Source organism: Sandarakinorhabdus sp. DWP1-3-1 (genome assembly GCF_049896705.1).
In the GTDB taxonomy this organism is placed as follows: domain Bacteria; phylum Pseudomonadota; class Alphaproteobacteria; order Sphingomonadales; family Sphingomonadaceae; genus Sandarakinorhabdus.
Genome location: NZ_JAFCUV010000003.1, coordinates 779,312 through 793,418, shown reverse-complemented (window position 1 = coordinate 793,418; position 14,107 = coordinate 779,312). Strand labels below are relative to the sequence as shown.

The 14,107-nt window shown below is 64.6% G+C and carries 9 protein-coding genes; 3 read left to right on the top strand and 6 right to left on the bottom strand.

Annotated features, from left to right (window positions below; all coding sequences use genetic code 11):
- Window positions 1-177: 177 nt before the first annotated feature.
- The gene (locus tag ACP7AI_RS17300) at window positions 178-2,214 is read right to left on the bottom strand and encodes a tetratricopeptide repeat-containing sulfotransferase family protein (RefSeq protein WP_426170089.1); all 2,037 of its coding nucleotides are present in this window, start codon (window positions 2,212-2,214) and stop codon (window positions 178-180) included.
- A gap of 316 nt (window positions 2,215-2,530) precedes the next feature.
- Here ACP7AI_RS17300 and ACP7AI_RS17295 point away from each other — a divergent pair, with 316 nt between their 5' ends.
- Together ACP7AI_RS17295 and ACP7AI_RS17290 are read left to right on the top strand one after the other, a co-directional pair.
- Window positions 2,531-5,197, top strand: a complete 2,667-nt coding sequence (locus ACP7AI_RS17295) for a TonB-dependent receptor (protein ID WP_426170086.1) — start codon at window positions 2,531-2,533, stop codon at window positions 5,195-5,197.
- Between the two features lie 349 nt (window positions 5,198-5,546).
- Window positions 5,547-6,080, top strand: coding sequence for a hypothetical protein (locus ACP7AI_RS17290; RefSeq protein ID WP_426170084.1), 534 nt, complete (start codon window positions 5,547-5,549; stop codon window positions 6,078-6,080).
- A gap of 109 nt (window positions 6,081-6,189) precedes the next feature.
- Here ACP7AI_RS17290 and ACP7AI_RS17285 read toward each other — a convergent pair whose 3' ends face one another.
- Window positions 6,190-7,977, bottom strand: a complete 1,788-nt coding sequence (locus ACP7AI_RS17285) for a DUF4139 domain-containing protein (RefSeq protein WP_426170082.1) — start codon at window positions 7,975-7,977, stop codon at window positions 6,190-6,192.
- The gene (locus ACP7AI_RS17280; RefSeq protein WP_426170080.1) at window positions 7,911-9,287 is read right to left on the bottom strand and encodes a DUF4139 domain-containing protein; all 1,377 of its coding nucleotides are present in this window, start codon (window positions 9,285-9,287) and stop codon (window positions 7,911-7,913) included. Before ACP7AI_RS17280 ends, ACP7AI_RS17285 begins: the two co-directional genes overlap by 67 nt.
- A 193-nt stretch (window positions 9,288-9,480) precedes the next feature.
- On the opposite strand from ACP7AI_RS17280, the gene ACP7AI_RS17275 reads away from it, so the two are divergent.
- Window positions 9,481-9,852 carry a hypothetical protein gene (locus ACP7AI_RS17275; RefSeq protein ID WP_426170078.1) on the top strand — a complete coding sequence of 124 codons (372 nt, stop codon included), beginning with the start codon at window positions 9,481-9,483 and terminating at the stop codon, window positions 9,850-9,852.
- 175 nt (window positions 9,853-10,027) lie between these two features.
- On the opposite strand, the gene ACP7AI_RS17270 is transcribed toward ACP7AI_RS17275, so the two are convergent.
- The 3 genes from ACP7AI_RS17270 to ACP7AI_RS17260 form a co-directional block, all read right to left on the bottom strand.
- Entirely contained in the window at window positions 10,028-12,166 is a 2,139-nt protein-coding gene (locus ACP7AI_RS17270; protein ID WP_426170076.1) for a putative bifunctional diguanylate cyclase/phosphodiesterase, read from the bottom strand.
- 41 nt (window positions 12,167-12,207) lie between these two features.
- Entirely contained in the window at window positions 12,208-13,620 is a 1,413-nt protein-coding gene (locus ACP7AI_RS17265) for a sensor histidine kinase (RefSeq protein WP_426170074.1), read from the bottom strand.
- 126 nt (window positions 13,621-13,746) lie between these two features.
- Window positions 13,747-14,106, bottom strand: coding sequence for a response regulator transcription factor (locus ACP7AI_RS17260; protein ID WP_426170072.1), 360 nt, complete (start codon window positions 14,104-14,106; stop codon window positions 13,747-13,749).
- Window position 14,107: the final 1 nt, after the last annotated feature.

Genomic DNA, 14,107 nt, shown 5'->3' with positions numbered 1-14,107 from the left:
TGTGCGCGCCGGCGGCAAGTCGGCGGGAGCCAGAATGCCGAACTGCGCGAGCGACCCGTGGCCAGGGGCACGATCAAACAGGGGGAAAATCATGGACAGCATCGCCACGGCCGCGTCCGTGACATGATCAAGGTGTGGAACGACGCCTGGGCGCTGCGGCAGCTGGGCTGGGCCTGATTACAGGGCGGGCACCCCCGGATAGGCGGGCAGCACCGGGCCCAGCGCCGCGACCAGCGGGTCCAGCCAGGGCGCATAATGCTTCCACTGCTCGATGCCGTCGGTAAAGATCGGCCGGCGCACCTGTTCGGAACTGGCGGTGCGCACCGCGCGGTCGTTGCGGTGGAATTCGAGGCACGCCGGCTCGAAATCCAGGCCGAGATGGTCGAGCAGTCGGCGGATCTCGCGCTCGGTATGGGCGACCATGTCCTCGTAGATGACACGGTGCACCGCCCCCGGCGCCGCCGCGTCAAAGGCCGCCATCAGCCCGACATAGTCGCGATAATAGCGGCCGATGTCCGCAAGGTCATAGGTGAAGGCCTGGCCGCGCGCGAAATGCTGCTTCCAGCCCGAAAAGCAGCACGACATCGGGTGGCGCCGCGCATCGATGATCCGCGCGTTCGGCAGGATCAGCCGGATCAGGCCGACGTGCTGCCAGTTGTTGGGCATCTTGTCGATGAACAGCGGCCGGTCGCTCTGTCGGTGGACCCGGGTGCGCTCGATATACTCCTCGCCCAGCCGCGTCCGGTCGGCGGCGGTCAGCGATGTCACCATCGCGGCAAAATCGGCGAATTCGCCATCGTCGACGCGACCCTGCAACCGGCTGGCGATCATCATCATGTCGGGCAGTTCCATCGTGCCTTCGACCTGGCTGTGGCTCGACAATATCTGTTCGACCAATGTCGAGCCCGATCGCGGCAGCCCGACGATGAAGATCGGGTCGGGTGCCGGGCAGCCGCCGGCACCGCGCCCGGCGATGAAGGCCGCGGTGAACAGCTGCGCCGCCGCCGCGACCTCGGCCGAAAAGGCCGTCGCATCGTGGCGGATCATCGCCCGACGCAGGCGATTGCCGCGGTCGTAATGGTCGAACGACGCGGCATGGTCCCCGGCATCCTCGAGCGCCTTGCCGAGCGCGAAATGCAGGTGGAAGACATCCTCCTCGCGCGCCGCGCCGCCATCCGCCAGCGCGTGCCGCATCGCGGCGATATCGTCGGTGCCCAGCCGCACCGTCTTCAGGTTGGCGAGGCTCCACCACGCCTCCCCCATCGTCGGTGCCTGCGTCACCGCCTCGCGATAGGCGCGGACGGCATCGTCCTGCCGGCCCAGCGTCTTTTGTACATGGCCGAGGTTCTGCCAGACCTGCGGCTGGTCGGGACGCAGCGCGAGCAGCCGTTCATAGATCGCGCCGGCGCCCTGCTGGTCGCCGAGCCGCACCAGCACCGATGCCATCACCAGTTCATGGCCCGGATTGGCGGCCGGCGAGCCGCCGAGCACCCGGGCATGGTCGAGCGCTTCTGCGAGCCGGTTGGTCTGCAGCAGCAGCCGCACCAGGAACTCGCGCGCCATGTCGAAGCCCGGCGCCGCCGCCACCGCCCGGCCGACCAGGTCGAGCGCCGCGGTCATGTCGCCCTGACGCCAGGCAACCTCCCCGCGCAGCCGGCACGCCGGCGCATCCTCGGGCGCCGTCGCCAGCCGCGTATCGAGCATCGTCGCCGCCGCCTCGAGCCGGCCCTCGTTCATCGCCGCCGCTGCTTCCAGCAACTTCGGGTCCCGCGCCGCCGCCTGCACACCCTGCAGCTCGGCCCGCCACGCCGCATTCGCGCGCCCGGCCTTGCGCAGTTCCTTGCCCAGCAGGAACCAGCCGCCCGCCACCGCCGGCAATTGCCCCGTAAGCCGCTCCAGCGCCGCGATGGCGGCGCCCGTCTCGCCGGCGTCGCTCGCCGCCTGCGCCAGCTCCCAGGTCACCGCCGGCACGCGCGGCTGGCTGCGCGCCAGCGCCGCCAGCCGGACCAGCGCCGCATCGGCGCGGCCCAGCCGCCGCAGCGCCTGGCCGGCGATCAGTTCCGCCGGCGGCAACCCGGGCACCGCCGCCAATATCGCCTCGGCCGCGTCGAGCGCCGCCGCGGGGCTGTCCGCCAGCAGCGTTGTCGCCGCCGCCAGCGCGGCGTCGGATCCGCCGCGCCGGGCTGTCGTAGGGTCACCGCGTGCAGCGTCCATCGGCCCCCCGTTTTTTCGGTTCTGCGACGCGGGTCGATCCGCGACGCCCTCTTTCCTGCCCCGAACGGCCGGCGAGAAAAAGGGATTGACTAAACATTTTGTCGCACCATTATCGATCCCGTACAACCGTCCAGTAAGACGTGGCGGGGTGTTGCCAGGTCGGCGCCGGAAACTGCGTGCAGCATCAGGTGCAGCGCAGGATCACGGCGGATTACCCGGCGAAGAGACGCCATAATCGGCGCCTTCGGCCGGTTGCAGATTGCGCGTGTCGCGGCGCGCTGGGGAGGAGCACTCACCGAACAGGGGGTCTCCAGCCATGTCGACGATTTCTCGCCACCAGTCCCGCCAGTCGTCCCGCATCGTCAAGCTGCTGAAGCTGACGACGATCCTGTCGGGCATCGCGGCGCCGGCCCACGCCCTCGCCGCCGAGGCAGAGGCGGCCGCGGCAGCGGTCGCGGCGCCCGGGTTCGAGGAGATCATCGTCACGGCGACCCGCAGCGCCGAAAATGTCCAGAAGGTACCGATCTCGATCCAGGTGCTCAGCGGCGACGTGCTCAGCCAGCGCCAGGTCAAGGGCCTGTCCGATTTCGCCGCGCTGCTGCCGTCGGTGTCGTTCGCCGGCATCGGGCCGGGCCGCAACGACATCTTTTTCCGCGGCATCGTGCCGGCCGGCGGTGTCTATTCGGCGACCGGCTATTATCTCGACGATATCCCGATCACCGACACCGCCTCGGGCTTTCCCGACATCCATGTCTTCGATCTCGAGCGAATCGAGGCACTGTCCGGCCCGCAGGGCACGCTGTTCGGCGCCAGTTCGCTCGCCGGCACGGTGCGCTTCATCACCAACAAGCCCAGGATCGGCAGCTTTTCTGCCGGCTACAACGTCGAAGGCAACAAGTTCGGCAAGGGCAATTACGGCGGCGGCGCCGAAGCCTTCGTCAACATCCCGATCTCCTCGACGATCGCGGCCCGCGTCATGGGCTTTTACCGCAAGGAAGGCGGCTATATCGACAACACGCCCAACAACGGCAGGCTCGCCGACGGCAGCCCGGCGGTCCTGACACTCGGCGACAACAATCCCGCCACCAGCTTCACGCTCGACAATGGCGACATCGCCCGGGACAATTACAACCCCGTCGAAACCTATGGCGGCCGACTGTCGCTGCGCTGGGAACCCGCCGACGGCTGGGACATCACCCCGTCGGTCATGGCCCAGCGCCAGATCGCCGACGGCTATTTCGGGTTCGATCCGCGCGTCGGCGACCTGCAGGTCCATGATTACGATACCACCCGCCAGGACGACAAGTGGTACCAGGCCTCGCTGACCATCCACGGCCATATCGGCGACTGGGATGTGGTGTCGGCGACCGGCTATCACCAGCGCCAGACCAAGCTGCTCAACGACTACAGCTATTACACCGTCACCTACGATGGCTTCGGCGCCGGTTATGAAAGCTACCTGCAGTTCTTCGACCAGAGCGGCTGCACCGGATCGGGCGCGACGCTGAAATGCAGCACGCTGCTCAACCCGACGCAGTTCTACAGCAACGTCCGCAACCAGCGTAAATTCACCCAGGAACTGCGCATCAAGACGCCGTCGTCCTGGCCGTTCGACGTCACCGTCGGCGGCTTTTTCCAGTCGCAGCACAACGAGACCAACGACAATTACGGCATCCACGGCCTCAGCAGCATCGTCGGCTATACCGGTGCCGGCGGCGGCGACGACCCCGATTTTGCCAATACCTTCGGCGTGCCGGTCGCCCAGGGCGGCACGATGGTCCTGGGCTCACCGGCGGTGAAGAACGATGCCTTCTACCTCACCGAGCAGGACACCGATTTCAAGGATTACGCCGTCTTTGCCGAGGGTCATTACAATATCGTCGACACGCTGAAGATCACCGGTGGCATCCGCTATTTCTGGACCGAATCGGCGCGGACGGGCTTCGCCGGTGTTGCCGGATCCGCCGCCGGCACCGCCGCGACCTTCATTCCGACCGGCGCCATCGGCTGCGCCGTCCCCTTTCCGGCCGAACGCCTGCAATGCCGCAACATCAACCCGCTGGCGAAGGACCAGGTCGGGCGGTACAAGGAACAGGGCGAAACCCACAAGGTCGCGCTCGACTGGCAGGTCGCCGACCAGAAGCTGATCTACCTCAACTATTCGACCGGCTTCCGCCCCGGCGGCTTCAACCGCCCGCTGCGCATCCGCAACGTCGGCACCGCCGCAGCGCCGGCCTATGAGTCGGAAACGCTGACCAACTATGAAATCGGCGTGAAGTCGATCTGGAACGACATCTTCCGTTTCAACGCGGCGATCTATTTCGAGAAATGGAACGACATCCAGTACGGCGTCGTCGTCGCCGGCGCCCAGGGCGCGGGCTTCACCGGCAACGCCGGCAATGCCGAGGTCAAGGGCATCGAATATGATGCGACGCTGAAGTTCGGCGAATTCACCATCGCCTCGTCGGGTGCCTTCAACGATGCCAAGCTGAAGGGCGATTTCTGCAACTTCGCCGTCGACACCACGACACTGACCATATCCCAGCTGTCGACCTGCGTGCGTGACCAGCCGATCCCGGGCACCAACACCAACACGCCGCAGGTCGCCGCCGTTGGCGGCACCCGCCTGCCGCGCCAGCCGCGCTTCAAGGGCACCAGCTCGGTGCGCTACGACACCGATTTCAGCGGTTATGCCACCTATTTCCAGGCGGCGGCGCTGTACCAGACCGGCGCCACCCAGGATCTCAACGAAACCAACGCCGCGCTCTACGGCGACACGCGCGGCTTCGTCTCGTTCGACTTGTCGGCCGGCGTTCGCAAGGACAGCTGGAGCATCGACGTGTTCATCAACAACGCCTTCGACAAGCGCGGCGAGCTGACCCGCAACACCTTCTGCTCGATCGACTTCTGCGCCAATTCGGCCCGCACCTTCACCATCCGGCCGCAATTTTTCGGCATCCGCTTCGGCCAGCGCTTCGGTTAAGCAGGCCATCCAGAGGTGGGGGCCGGCTATCGTTCATCGCGCGATGGGCGCCGCCGGTAACGCTTGACCGCGATCGACCATGAATCTGAAGCGTGCGGGCTGTGGCAGATCGCGCAGGTCGTGCTTGCCGAAGCTGCGCAGAACCGTAAGAGTTCGTTCATGGCCTGCGTCGGACAGGGCAATGTCAGGCTGGGGGCGATGTCAGGCTGGGGGCGATGTCAGGCTGGGGGCGATGACAACATGACTGCCAGGACCGCCGTGACATCGGGAACCCCCGCGCTCGGCAATATGCCTGCGGACCAGAAGACCCGCGGCTTTGTCGCGCGGCTGAAGCTCAAACCAAGCGACCATGGTGCTGGTTGCTCGGGTTCAACGCTCCCGACTTTATCGATTCCGAATAACGGCGGCGAACCTCAAGCCGTCCGCCGGGCAAGTGCGCTACGCCGAGATGATCGCCAAGCAGATCGAGGTCGAACAGGGCCTCGCCGGCACCCGCATGATGTGGAACCTGACCTTCCAGGGCTTCACGATCGCCGGCTATGCGCTGGTCGCCTCCTCCAACGGCGCAACCCCTGCCAAGGTGACGCTTGAAACGCTGATCGCCGTCGCATCGGGCGTGATCGCCTACGCGACGCTGCGCGGTATCGTTGCCTCCCAGGTTCAGCGACAATATTTGAAGCTTTGCTGGACGAAGAACGGCCTGGACGAGTTCTTCCCGCAGCCTTTTTCGAACAGCCAGACCTCGTCGCGCGGCCGATGGCCATCCTACTCGATCTGCCTGGCACTCATCGCCATGTGGGCAGTGCTGCTTTATGCCCAGTTTTGGTACCCGGGAGACAAGGAACCGGCGACCCAAATTCAAATCGTCCCGTCGACAAGCTAACTTGGCTTGAGCGTCGCAACAAGCTGTTCGTCCAGGGCAGGAAAGATGGCGTCGGGACTCCTGGCCGGCAAAAATGGCGCCCGTTCATCAGCCGTGCGGCTCTGACCGCCTATTGCTTGATCGTGTAGCTGACGCTGGCGGCTTCGTTGGGCATGATCTCGACCGGCAGCACCCAGCCTCGCTCGCCTCGTTTGGCATTGGCAGGCTTTTCCTCCAGCCCGAAAGGCAGTGTCACCTCTGCCCTGACCAGTGCAGTGCGCGCATTGCTGATGTCGACGCGCCAATGCTGCCTGTTCCCGGCGTTGGAGACCCGGGTCAGCGTCCAGTTCACATCGGGACTGTCGCCGAAACGCAGCACGACGTTCTCGCCGACCGCCAGGTCGTCGATCGGCACCTCGCCCGCCAGCAGATCACGCCCGGCGTCGCGTGCGAACAGCGCTACGGTTCCGGCGGGCAACGGCACGCCCAGCCCCTGCTTGACGATGTTCGGCGCGCGCAATTCGAACGGCGCAGCGCGCGGCCCCGCGCGCCCGCCCGTCACATCGAGGACGTAGATCCTTTCAAAGGCGGCGGCAGGCTGCACCAGCATGGCCACCTGTTTCTGCGCCTTCGCCGCGACGGTCACCCGCATCGGCACCCGGTAAAGCTTGAGGTCGCCCAGCGCCTCGACCTTCGCCTGCGCGCCGTCCGCGACGGCCACAGCCATCTCCATCGCCGGCGGGGGTGCAGGTGCGGGTGGCGGCGGCGGCGGCAGCGACATCGCTGCGAGCCGCAGCCCCTCCGGCCGCCGGGCCATCGCGCCGGCCCGGGAGCCGGTCACCACGATGCTCGCGCTCTCGTCATCGCCAAACAGCGCGGCCTCGCGCTCTGCCTTTTCACGCGCGCGGCGCTGCTTGCGTGTCTCGAAACTGCCGGGCGCGTTGCGGCCGACGGTGTTGAACACCGCAAGGTCGGGACCTGCGGGCAACGGCAGGGGCGTGAACACCTTTTTAGCGTGCGTGCTTGTCACATCGGCGGGCCAGCACTGCAGATCCAGCCATGCCGATGGTGGCGGTGGCGGCGGCTCGTTCTCGCGCTTGTTCGGCTTGCCGGCGATGACCTGCAGCCGCGCGTCGCGGAAACCCTGCTGGCCGCCATTGGCCATCGTCAACCAGGCGAACAGCCCGATCCGGTCGCCATCGGGCGCCAGCCGGCCGACATAGTTCGCCGACCAGTCGAACCCCTGCGCCATGTAGGTCAACTGGACGGTTGCCGTCACCGGCCGGTCGGCGCGGGTGAGGATCGACAGCGTCGGCCGTGCTGTCAACGTTTCGGGGACGCCGTCGTACAATAGCCGCTCGGGCAGGCCCGAACAGCGCAGCGCCTCCACGCCGGCCGCGGTCTGCAGAATGACGCCGCCATCGGGACCCGCCTGGACGATGGCGGTTTGCTCGCGAACCTTGCCGGTTGCCGGATCGGTGCGCCGCAACAGCACCCGCCGCTTGAGATGGGCGTCGAGCAACCCGGCGGGCGATATCAGCCGCGCATCGCGGTTCTTTTCGCGCACGCCGCTGGGCAGGCCGGTGATGATGGCGGTTTCCGGCAGCAGGCCATCGGCGACATTCTCGAAACGGATCTGGCTGTCACCACGCGGCACGGTGATCGTTCGTGTTTCGGTGATCAGGGCATAACCGCCCGGCCAGCTCGCGCTGATCGCCCCGATGCGGTACGGGTCGCGATAGACCGTCACCGCGACATCGGACACTTCGCGCGAGACCACGACCTGCGGTTCCGTCCGGGCCGATGACGGCATGACCAACGCCAGCAGAAGCCAGATCCAGCGCACTGCAATCAGTACCGCGAGTCGAACGTCGCCGTCAGGTCGGTCGTACCATTCGCCGCGACCGGCACCTTCCATTCCACCCGGTCGGCCGAGACGCGTTCACCGTTGAGACTTTGTTCGGTGATCCTGACATCGCCCCACAGCCCGTCCTGCGCCAAGTCGACCGTGACGGGGACGTCGCGCGCGTTGGTGATTGTGTAGGCCATCCGGGTCCGCCAGCGACGGCTGGACAAGCGGGTTCGCTCGGTGACGACAGCCTTCACCTTGACGTCGAACGCCTCTCCGGTGCGGATCGACATCGACGAGCCCATGGGGGTGTGCGGGATGCGGTTCTCGCCGATGAACTGCGGATCGCCGCGTGTGTCGCGCATATAGACGCGCACCGTGCCGGCGGGCAGCTGGTCCCCCAATCCGCCAGCGCGCGACGTCGAGAATTTGATCGCGGTCGCAACGCTGCGCGGCACATCGTTGCCGCCGAGCCAGCCATTGTTGAATTCATACGCCTTGCGCGCCGTCGCCGCCTTCACGTCGAGGAAGCTGACCTGCTTCTGCTGCGCATTGGCGATCGTCGTCCGCTCCGCCAGGGGATAGAGGTAAAAGTCGCCCAGCCGCTGGCGCGTGCCCGCTTCAGTGCCGGCCTGCTCGATCGCTTCGTCGTTGCCGAGCGAAGCGAAGCGGGTGGCCGTGCCGCCGACATTGCCTGCCACCAGCAGCGTATCGGCATTGGTGAAGGTCGTGCCGGTGTTGTTGTTCAGCGTCACCCAGCCCTGGACGTCGATCGATCCTGCCTTTTCATCGAACAGCGCAACATAGTCGCTGGTCCATCGCAGCCCCGGCGTCAGGTAGGACAGCCGCGTCGATACCGTTCCGGCACGCGCGGCCTCGACAGTCACCGACAATGTCGGACGCGCGCGCAGATTTTCGGGCACCTTGTCGAACACGACGCGCACCGGCAGCCCGTCGTCGCGCAATACCTCGATGCGGTTGCCGATCTGCAGCACGATGCCGCCATTCGCCGCCAGCACGCGCGCCTGTTCGCGCGTCTCGGCGCCGGTCGCCGGGTTGGTCCGCACGATGGTGATGACCTGGCCGACCGCCTTTTCCATCAGCTTGTCGGGCGACAGCAGGTCATAGTCGAAATTCTGCTCGACGATACCGACGCCAGGGCCGCTCAGGGTCACCGTTTCGGGTCGTATCTGCGCCGACACCTCGGGAAATTCCTGGCGGCTGCGTCCCTGCGGCAGGGTCAGCGTCCGTGCGTCCTGCACCAGCGAAATCCCGTTCGTGTAGATCGTAACCTGCACATCGCCCTGTGCGCTCTGTGCGCTCTGTGCCAGCAACGCGGCCGGCCAGACCACCGCGCCCAAGATCCACCAATGCCGCATCGTGCCCCCCGAATTTTCGCCGAGCCTAGCGATTGCGCGACCGGCGCGAAAGCCTGACCAAGCAGTAAAACCGCCGAACAGCCGATCTGCGGGATTCGCCGTTGCGCGTCGACGGTATCGATCCAATGTCAGTTCAGTCGGCGTCCAGAAGCTGACGATCGTTCATCGATGTGTTCGGTCAGGAAAGGGGCGGTTGGGCTCAGCAGTTGTGGCCTCCCGTCAAACGGCAAGCAACGTCGGCGTCGGGACCGTTGTCGATATATTCCTGTCGCAGCGGACGGTGCTGAGGTTGCCCTTATTGCGGTTGCGACCGAATATGCAGGTCCGCGAGCCCGGTCGCTGGACGTGCCTGTGGTCGATGATGAGGAATTGGTTCGGGGTCGAACTGGTCACCGAGGCCCGCAAGCTGAGGTCCGGCTTGCCGGCTCTGCTGGTCACCGGGTTCGCCAACATGGTGGAATCGCAAGATCAGGGCCTGCATTGCGTCGGCAAGCCGTTCAAGCAAGCGGATCTCGCGCGGAGCGTGGCAGAGCCGGTTAGCGAGAGTGGGCCTGACAGCAGGTGATCGGCTAAACTGCATTCCGTTCAATCCATTGGACCTTTCGCTCAGGAATTGCCCGGCGACTCTTCCGGCCGCCTTTGAAGCTTTACGATCGCGACGACACTAGCAATGATCGTCGCGATGCCATGGGCACGGGGCGAAGGCGCCAAAGCCAGTGCGGGTAAACCGGCACTGGTGGTCACGGCAATCCTTGGACGGGTGGTAAGGCCCGGTGTCGCGCATGGGCAGAAGGGGGTGGACGGGTGGCGTGCCGTGGCAGGCGGACATCGTGAGCAAGCATCCGGCCGAATTCCTCCGCGATCAACGGCATGCTGAACAGATAGCCTTGACCGGTGCTGCAACCCTCCTGCTCGAGGAAATCGCGCTGCATCTCGGTCTCTATGCCCTCGGCGACAAAGGCAATGTCCATGCTGCGCGCCAATGAGATGACTGCCTTGATGATCAGTGCGTCGGTAGAGTTGACGACCAGCTTTCGCACAAACGTCTGGTCGATCTTGAGCTTGTCGACAGGAAAATCGCGCAGGTAGCGAAAGCTGGCATGACCGCTGCCGAAATCATCGATGACGAGCGCAAAGCCCATGGCACGCAGCGCCTTGAGCGACGTCAGCACCTGTTGCGACGGTTCGATCAACACGCCTTCGGTGAGCTCCAGTTCAAAGTCGCGGGCTTCGTTCCCGGTCGCCTGCAGCGCCTGTGAGACCTCAGTCACAAATCCGGGCTCGGTCAGTTGAATGCCCGAAATATTGATGGCGATCGGCGGCGGACACAGTCCGGCGTCGCGCCATTGCCGGCTTTGCCGGAACGCTCGTTTAATGACCCAGCGCCCGATCGCCGCGATCATGCCCTGCTTCTCGGCCAAGGGAATGAAGGCGTCGGGCATCTGCATTCCCAAAGTCGGATGATCCCAGCGCACCAAGGCTTCTGCGGAAACGATCCGTCCAGATGAGAGATCGACCAGAGGCTGATAGTGAAGATCGAGTTCCTCGTCGGCGACGGCCTGCGCGAGCGAACGCGCCAGAATGCCCTGATTGCGCAACTCGTCGTCACGATCGGGCGAATAGAGCATATGGGCACCAGGCCCGGCCTGCTTTGCCCAGCGCAGCGCTTTTTCGGCTTGGCTTAGAAGCTCGCTGGCAAGGCCGTCGCCCGCCCGTGCGATTTGTTCCGAACCCGCACTCAGCGCGCCCCCGATGCAGCATCGGACCGACACCTGCAGACCTGCGACCGCCATTGGCGAGGCCATATTGTCGGCAACGGCGCCGGCCAGGAGCAGCAAGGCGGCTTCGCTGCCGCAGGCCGGCGCCAGGACCGTGAATTCGTCGCCGCCAAGGCGGGCCGCGATGCCGCCGGCTCCCGATGCCATCGTCTTGAGGCGCTGCGCTATCTGGCGCAGCGCCTCGTCACCAAAGGCCTGGCCATGGCGGTCGTTGAGCGCGTGAAACTCTGCCAAGTCGATGTAGAGCAGACCGCACTTCCTGCCTTCAAGCGCTGCCGCTTCGAGCGCGGGCGCCAGCGCTTGACCCATGGCGGCGCGCGTGAGCAGGCCTGTCAATGGGTCGGACAGGGCTTGGCTGGCAATTTCACTTTCCCACCGCGCTTCGGCGGCAATCTCGATCGCGAGACCGTCCCAGACAACATCGCCATTCTCGAGCCGCCGCGGCGGCGCTTCGCTTCGCAGCCAACGTACGGACCCGCCCGACGTGATGAGCCGAAATTCCTCGCGGAAGATCGCCATCCTGGCTGCCGAACTTCGAATGGCCGCGAGCAGCGCCGGCCGATCATCAGGATGCACGAAGCCGTAGAAATCCGGCGATTCCACGTCGTCTGCAATTCCCAGCAAAGTTCGCAGCGACGGGCTGACATAGGCAACCTCGATCGTGCCATCGACCCGCATGATGCGCTGGTAGATATAGCCGGAAATGTTTGACGCGATGCGGGCCAGGCGGGATTCTGCCTCAAGCTTGTCCTGCAAGGCGCGGCGCGTTTCGTCTGCTTGCCGCTGAATGCCGATGAAGCCCGCAAGCCGGCCATCCGGCGTGCGGATCGGATCGATCGTCAAGTCATTCCAGAATGGCGTGCCATCCTTCCGGTAGTTCAGGATTTCTCTTCGGACAGCGCCCCCGGAAGCGATTGCCGTTCCCAGCTCCATGCGGACTTGGCGATCGGTACCCGCGCCCTGCAAGAATCGGCAGTTACGACCAATGATCTCATCGGGCCGGTAGCCCGTCAGTATGCTGAACGCCTCGTTTACATAGGCGACGGGATTATCGGGCTGCGTGGCGTCGGTTATGACGACAGCCCATGATGTCGCCGCCATTCCTGCGAGCCACTCGGGGGGGTTTGACCGGTCCATCGAGCTTAGCGAGCGAGATTTTCTCGCGGCGCTGAAATGCTCACCGCAAGGCCTTGCGGCAACCATCGATAGTTCAGTTCGGCTCCGAGCTGGGCCTTGACGACGCGGTCGGCCATCCCGGTGCCGAACCCCGTCTGCGTGGGTGGACCATCGACGATCGGGCCCCCATGCTCAGCCCATTCAACGCGGAAGATCTGATCAACGGTGCAGGTCACGGTGACGAAACCGTCGTTTGCCGACAGCGCGCCGTATTTCACGCTGTTCGTGGCAAACTCATGAATGATGAGCGCCAGGGCCATAGCCGTACCCGGCCCAATGGCAACGTCGTGACCGCTAACGACAACGCGGCGTGCAGCCTCCTGTTGGTATGGTTTGACGAGATCGTTTAGCAGCACCTTCAGGCTTGGGGCCATGTTCAGGGCGCCACCAATATAGTCATGCGCAATCGCAAGCGAAACCAGACGCTTCTGCATTCGGCTGACGAACGGCTGCGCTACAGCATCCGTCCGGGCCGCCATGCTCATCAGGCTACCGACAATGGCAAAGACGCTCTTGATCCGGTGCGATAGTTCACCGGCGATCAGCGACAGCCGCTCCTCTGCCGTCTTTAGGCGCTCGATGTCGGTGCAAGTGCCGAACCACCGCTCGATCTCTCCGGAGCCATTTCGGATCGGCAGGGCGCGGCCCAGCGTCCAGTGGTAGGTCCCGTCCCAGCGGCGAAGGCGGTATTCGACCTCGTAGGGCTCACCAGTGCCCAGCGAGTGACGCCACGCGGTCCACGCGCGGTGCTGATCGTCCGGGTGAAACAACGCGCCCCAACCCTCGCCGTCGGCCGTACCTGGCGACACGCCGGTAAATTCGTACCAGCGCTGATTGTAGAAGTCGTGAAAGCCATCGGGGAGGGCCGACCAGACAATCTGGGGCATCGTGTCTAGAATTGCCCAGAGCTGTTCAGCTTTGCGCTTGAGTTCCAAATCCGTCGCGACGGCTGCAAGTTCAGCATTCTTTTGAGCCGTTATGTCGAGTTTGACACCGGCAAACCCCTTGATGCGCCCATCGACGTCGGTAATGGCACCGCCACGCGCCAGCATCCATCGAACTGACCCATCGGGCCGGACAATGCGGAACTGATATTCATAATTGCCGCCGGCGGTTCGAAGCTCTGCCTGGGCATTGGCGACGCGTCGGCGATCTGCCGGATGCACGAGGGAAAAAAAGCGGTCACGATTCAGATCATCGCTCGCCAAGCCGAGGAGCTCGCAGAGAGCTGGCGTTGCGAACGATATCTCGTGGTCGGCGCTCCACACGATGCACGCCACGCCGCCCAGCAGCAATGCCTGTCCAAGCGGGTCAGCCGGCGACGCAACAGGGGTCGCAGGTGCAACTCCATCAGCCAGCACGGAGATCGATTGGGTCATGTCTCTCCTGTAAAACCACAAGACCGACTAAATCTACTCATTTAGCTAGGACGCTTGAGGGTGACGACCCAAATTCGGCAAAAAGCAATCTGCCATTATCCAGACCGATAATGACAGTGGATTTATTTAACCCTTATTTAGGAGTCTTTGAACAATCTCTGTCAGTCCGTCATCACCATACGGCTTCGAGAGGTAGGTGTCATATCTACTGCCAGGGTCGGTCGTTATATTGCTTTCCGGCACCGACGTCGCAAGTACGATCGGGCAAGTCACTCCACGTGCTCGGAGTTCGCGGATCATTGTGAGGCCGTCCATGCGCGGCATCATGTAGTCGGTCACGATCAGGCTAGGGCTTTCTGCCAATGCCTGCGCCAATCCGGCCTGGCCGTCAGGCGCAAGAAGAACATTGTAACCTTGGTCCTCAAGGATCAAGCAAGCTCCCAATGCAATGATCATTTCGTCCTCGACGATCAGGATGGTTGCCATT

Bases quoted from the DNA above. Each gene is read 5' to 3' on its own strand.
- ACP7AI_RS17270 (WP_426170076.1), bottom strand. From the start codon at position 12,166: ATGGCGGCGACATCATGGGCTGTCGTCATAACCGACGCCACGCAGCCC.
- ACP7AI_RS17290 (WP_426170084.1), top strand. From the start codon at position 5,547: ATGGTGCTGGTTGCTCGGGTTCAACGCTCCCGACTTTATCGATTCCGA.
- ACP7AI_RS17285 (WP_426170082.1), bottom strand. From the start codon at position 7,977: ATGGAAGGTGCCGGTCGCGGCGAATGGTACGACCGACCTGACGGCGAC.
- ACP7AI_RS17295 (WP_426170086.1), top strand. From the start codon at position 2,531: ATGTCGACGATTTCTCGCCACCAGTCCCGCCAGTCGTCCCGCATCGTC.
- ACP7AI_RS17260 (WP_426170072.1), bottom strand. From the start codon at position 14,106: ATGGCAACCATCCTGATCGTCGAGGACGAAATGATCATTGCATTGGGA.
- ACP7AI_RS17280 (WP_426170080.1), bottom strand. From the start codon at position 9,287: ATGCGGCATTGGTGGATCTTGGGCGCGGTGGTCTGGCCGGCCGCGTTG.
- ACP7AI_RS17300 (WP_426170089.1), bottom strand. From the start codon at position 2,214: ATGGACGCTGCACGCGGTGACCCTACGACAGCCCGGCGCGGCGGATCC.
- ACP7AI_RS17265 (WP_426170074.1), bottom strand. From the start codon at position 13,620: ATGACCCAATCGATCTCCGTGCTGGCTGATGGAGTTGCACCTGCGACC.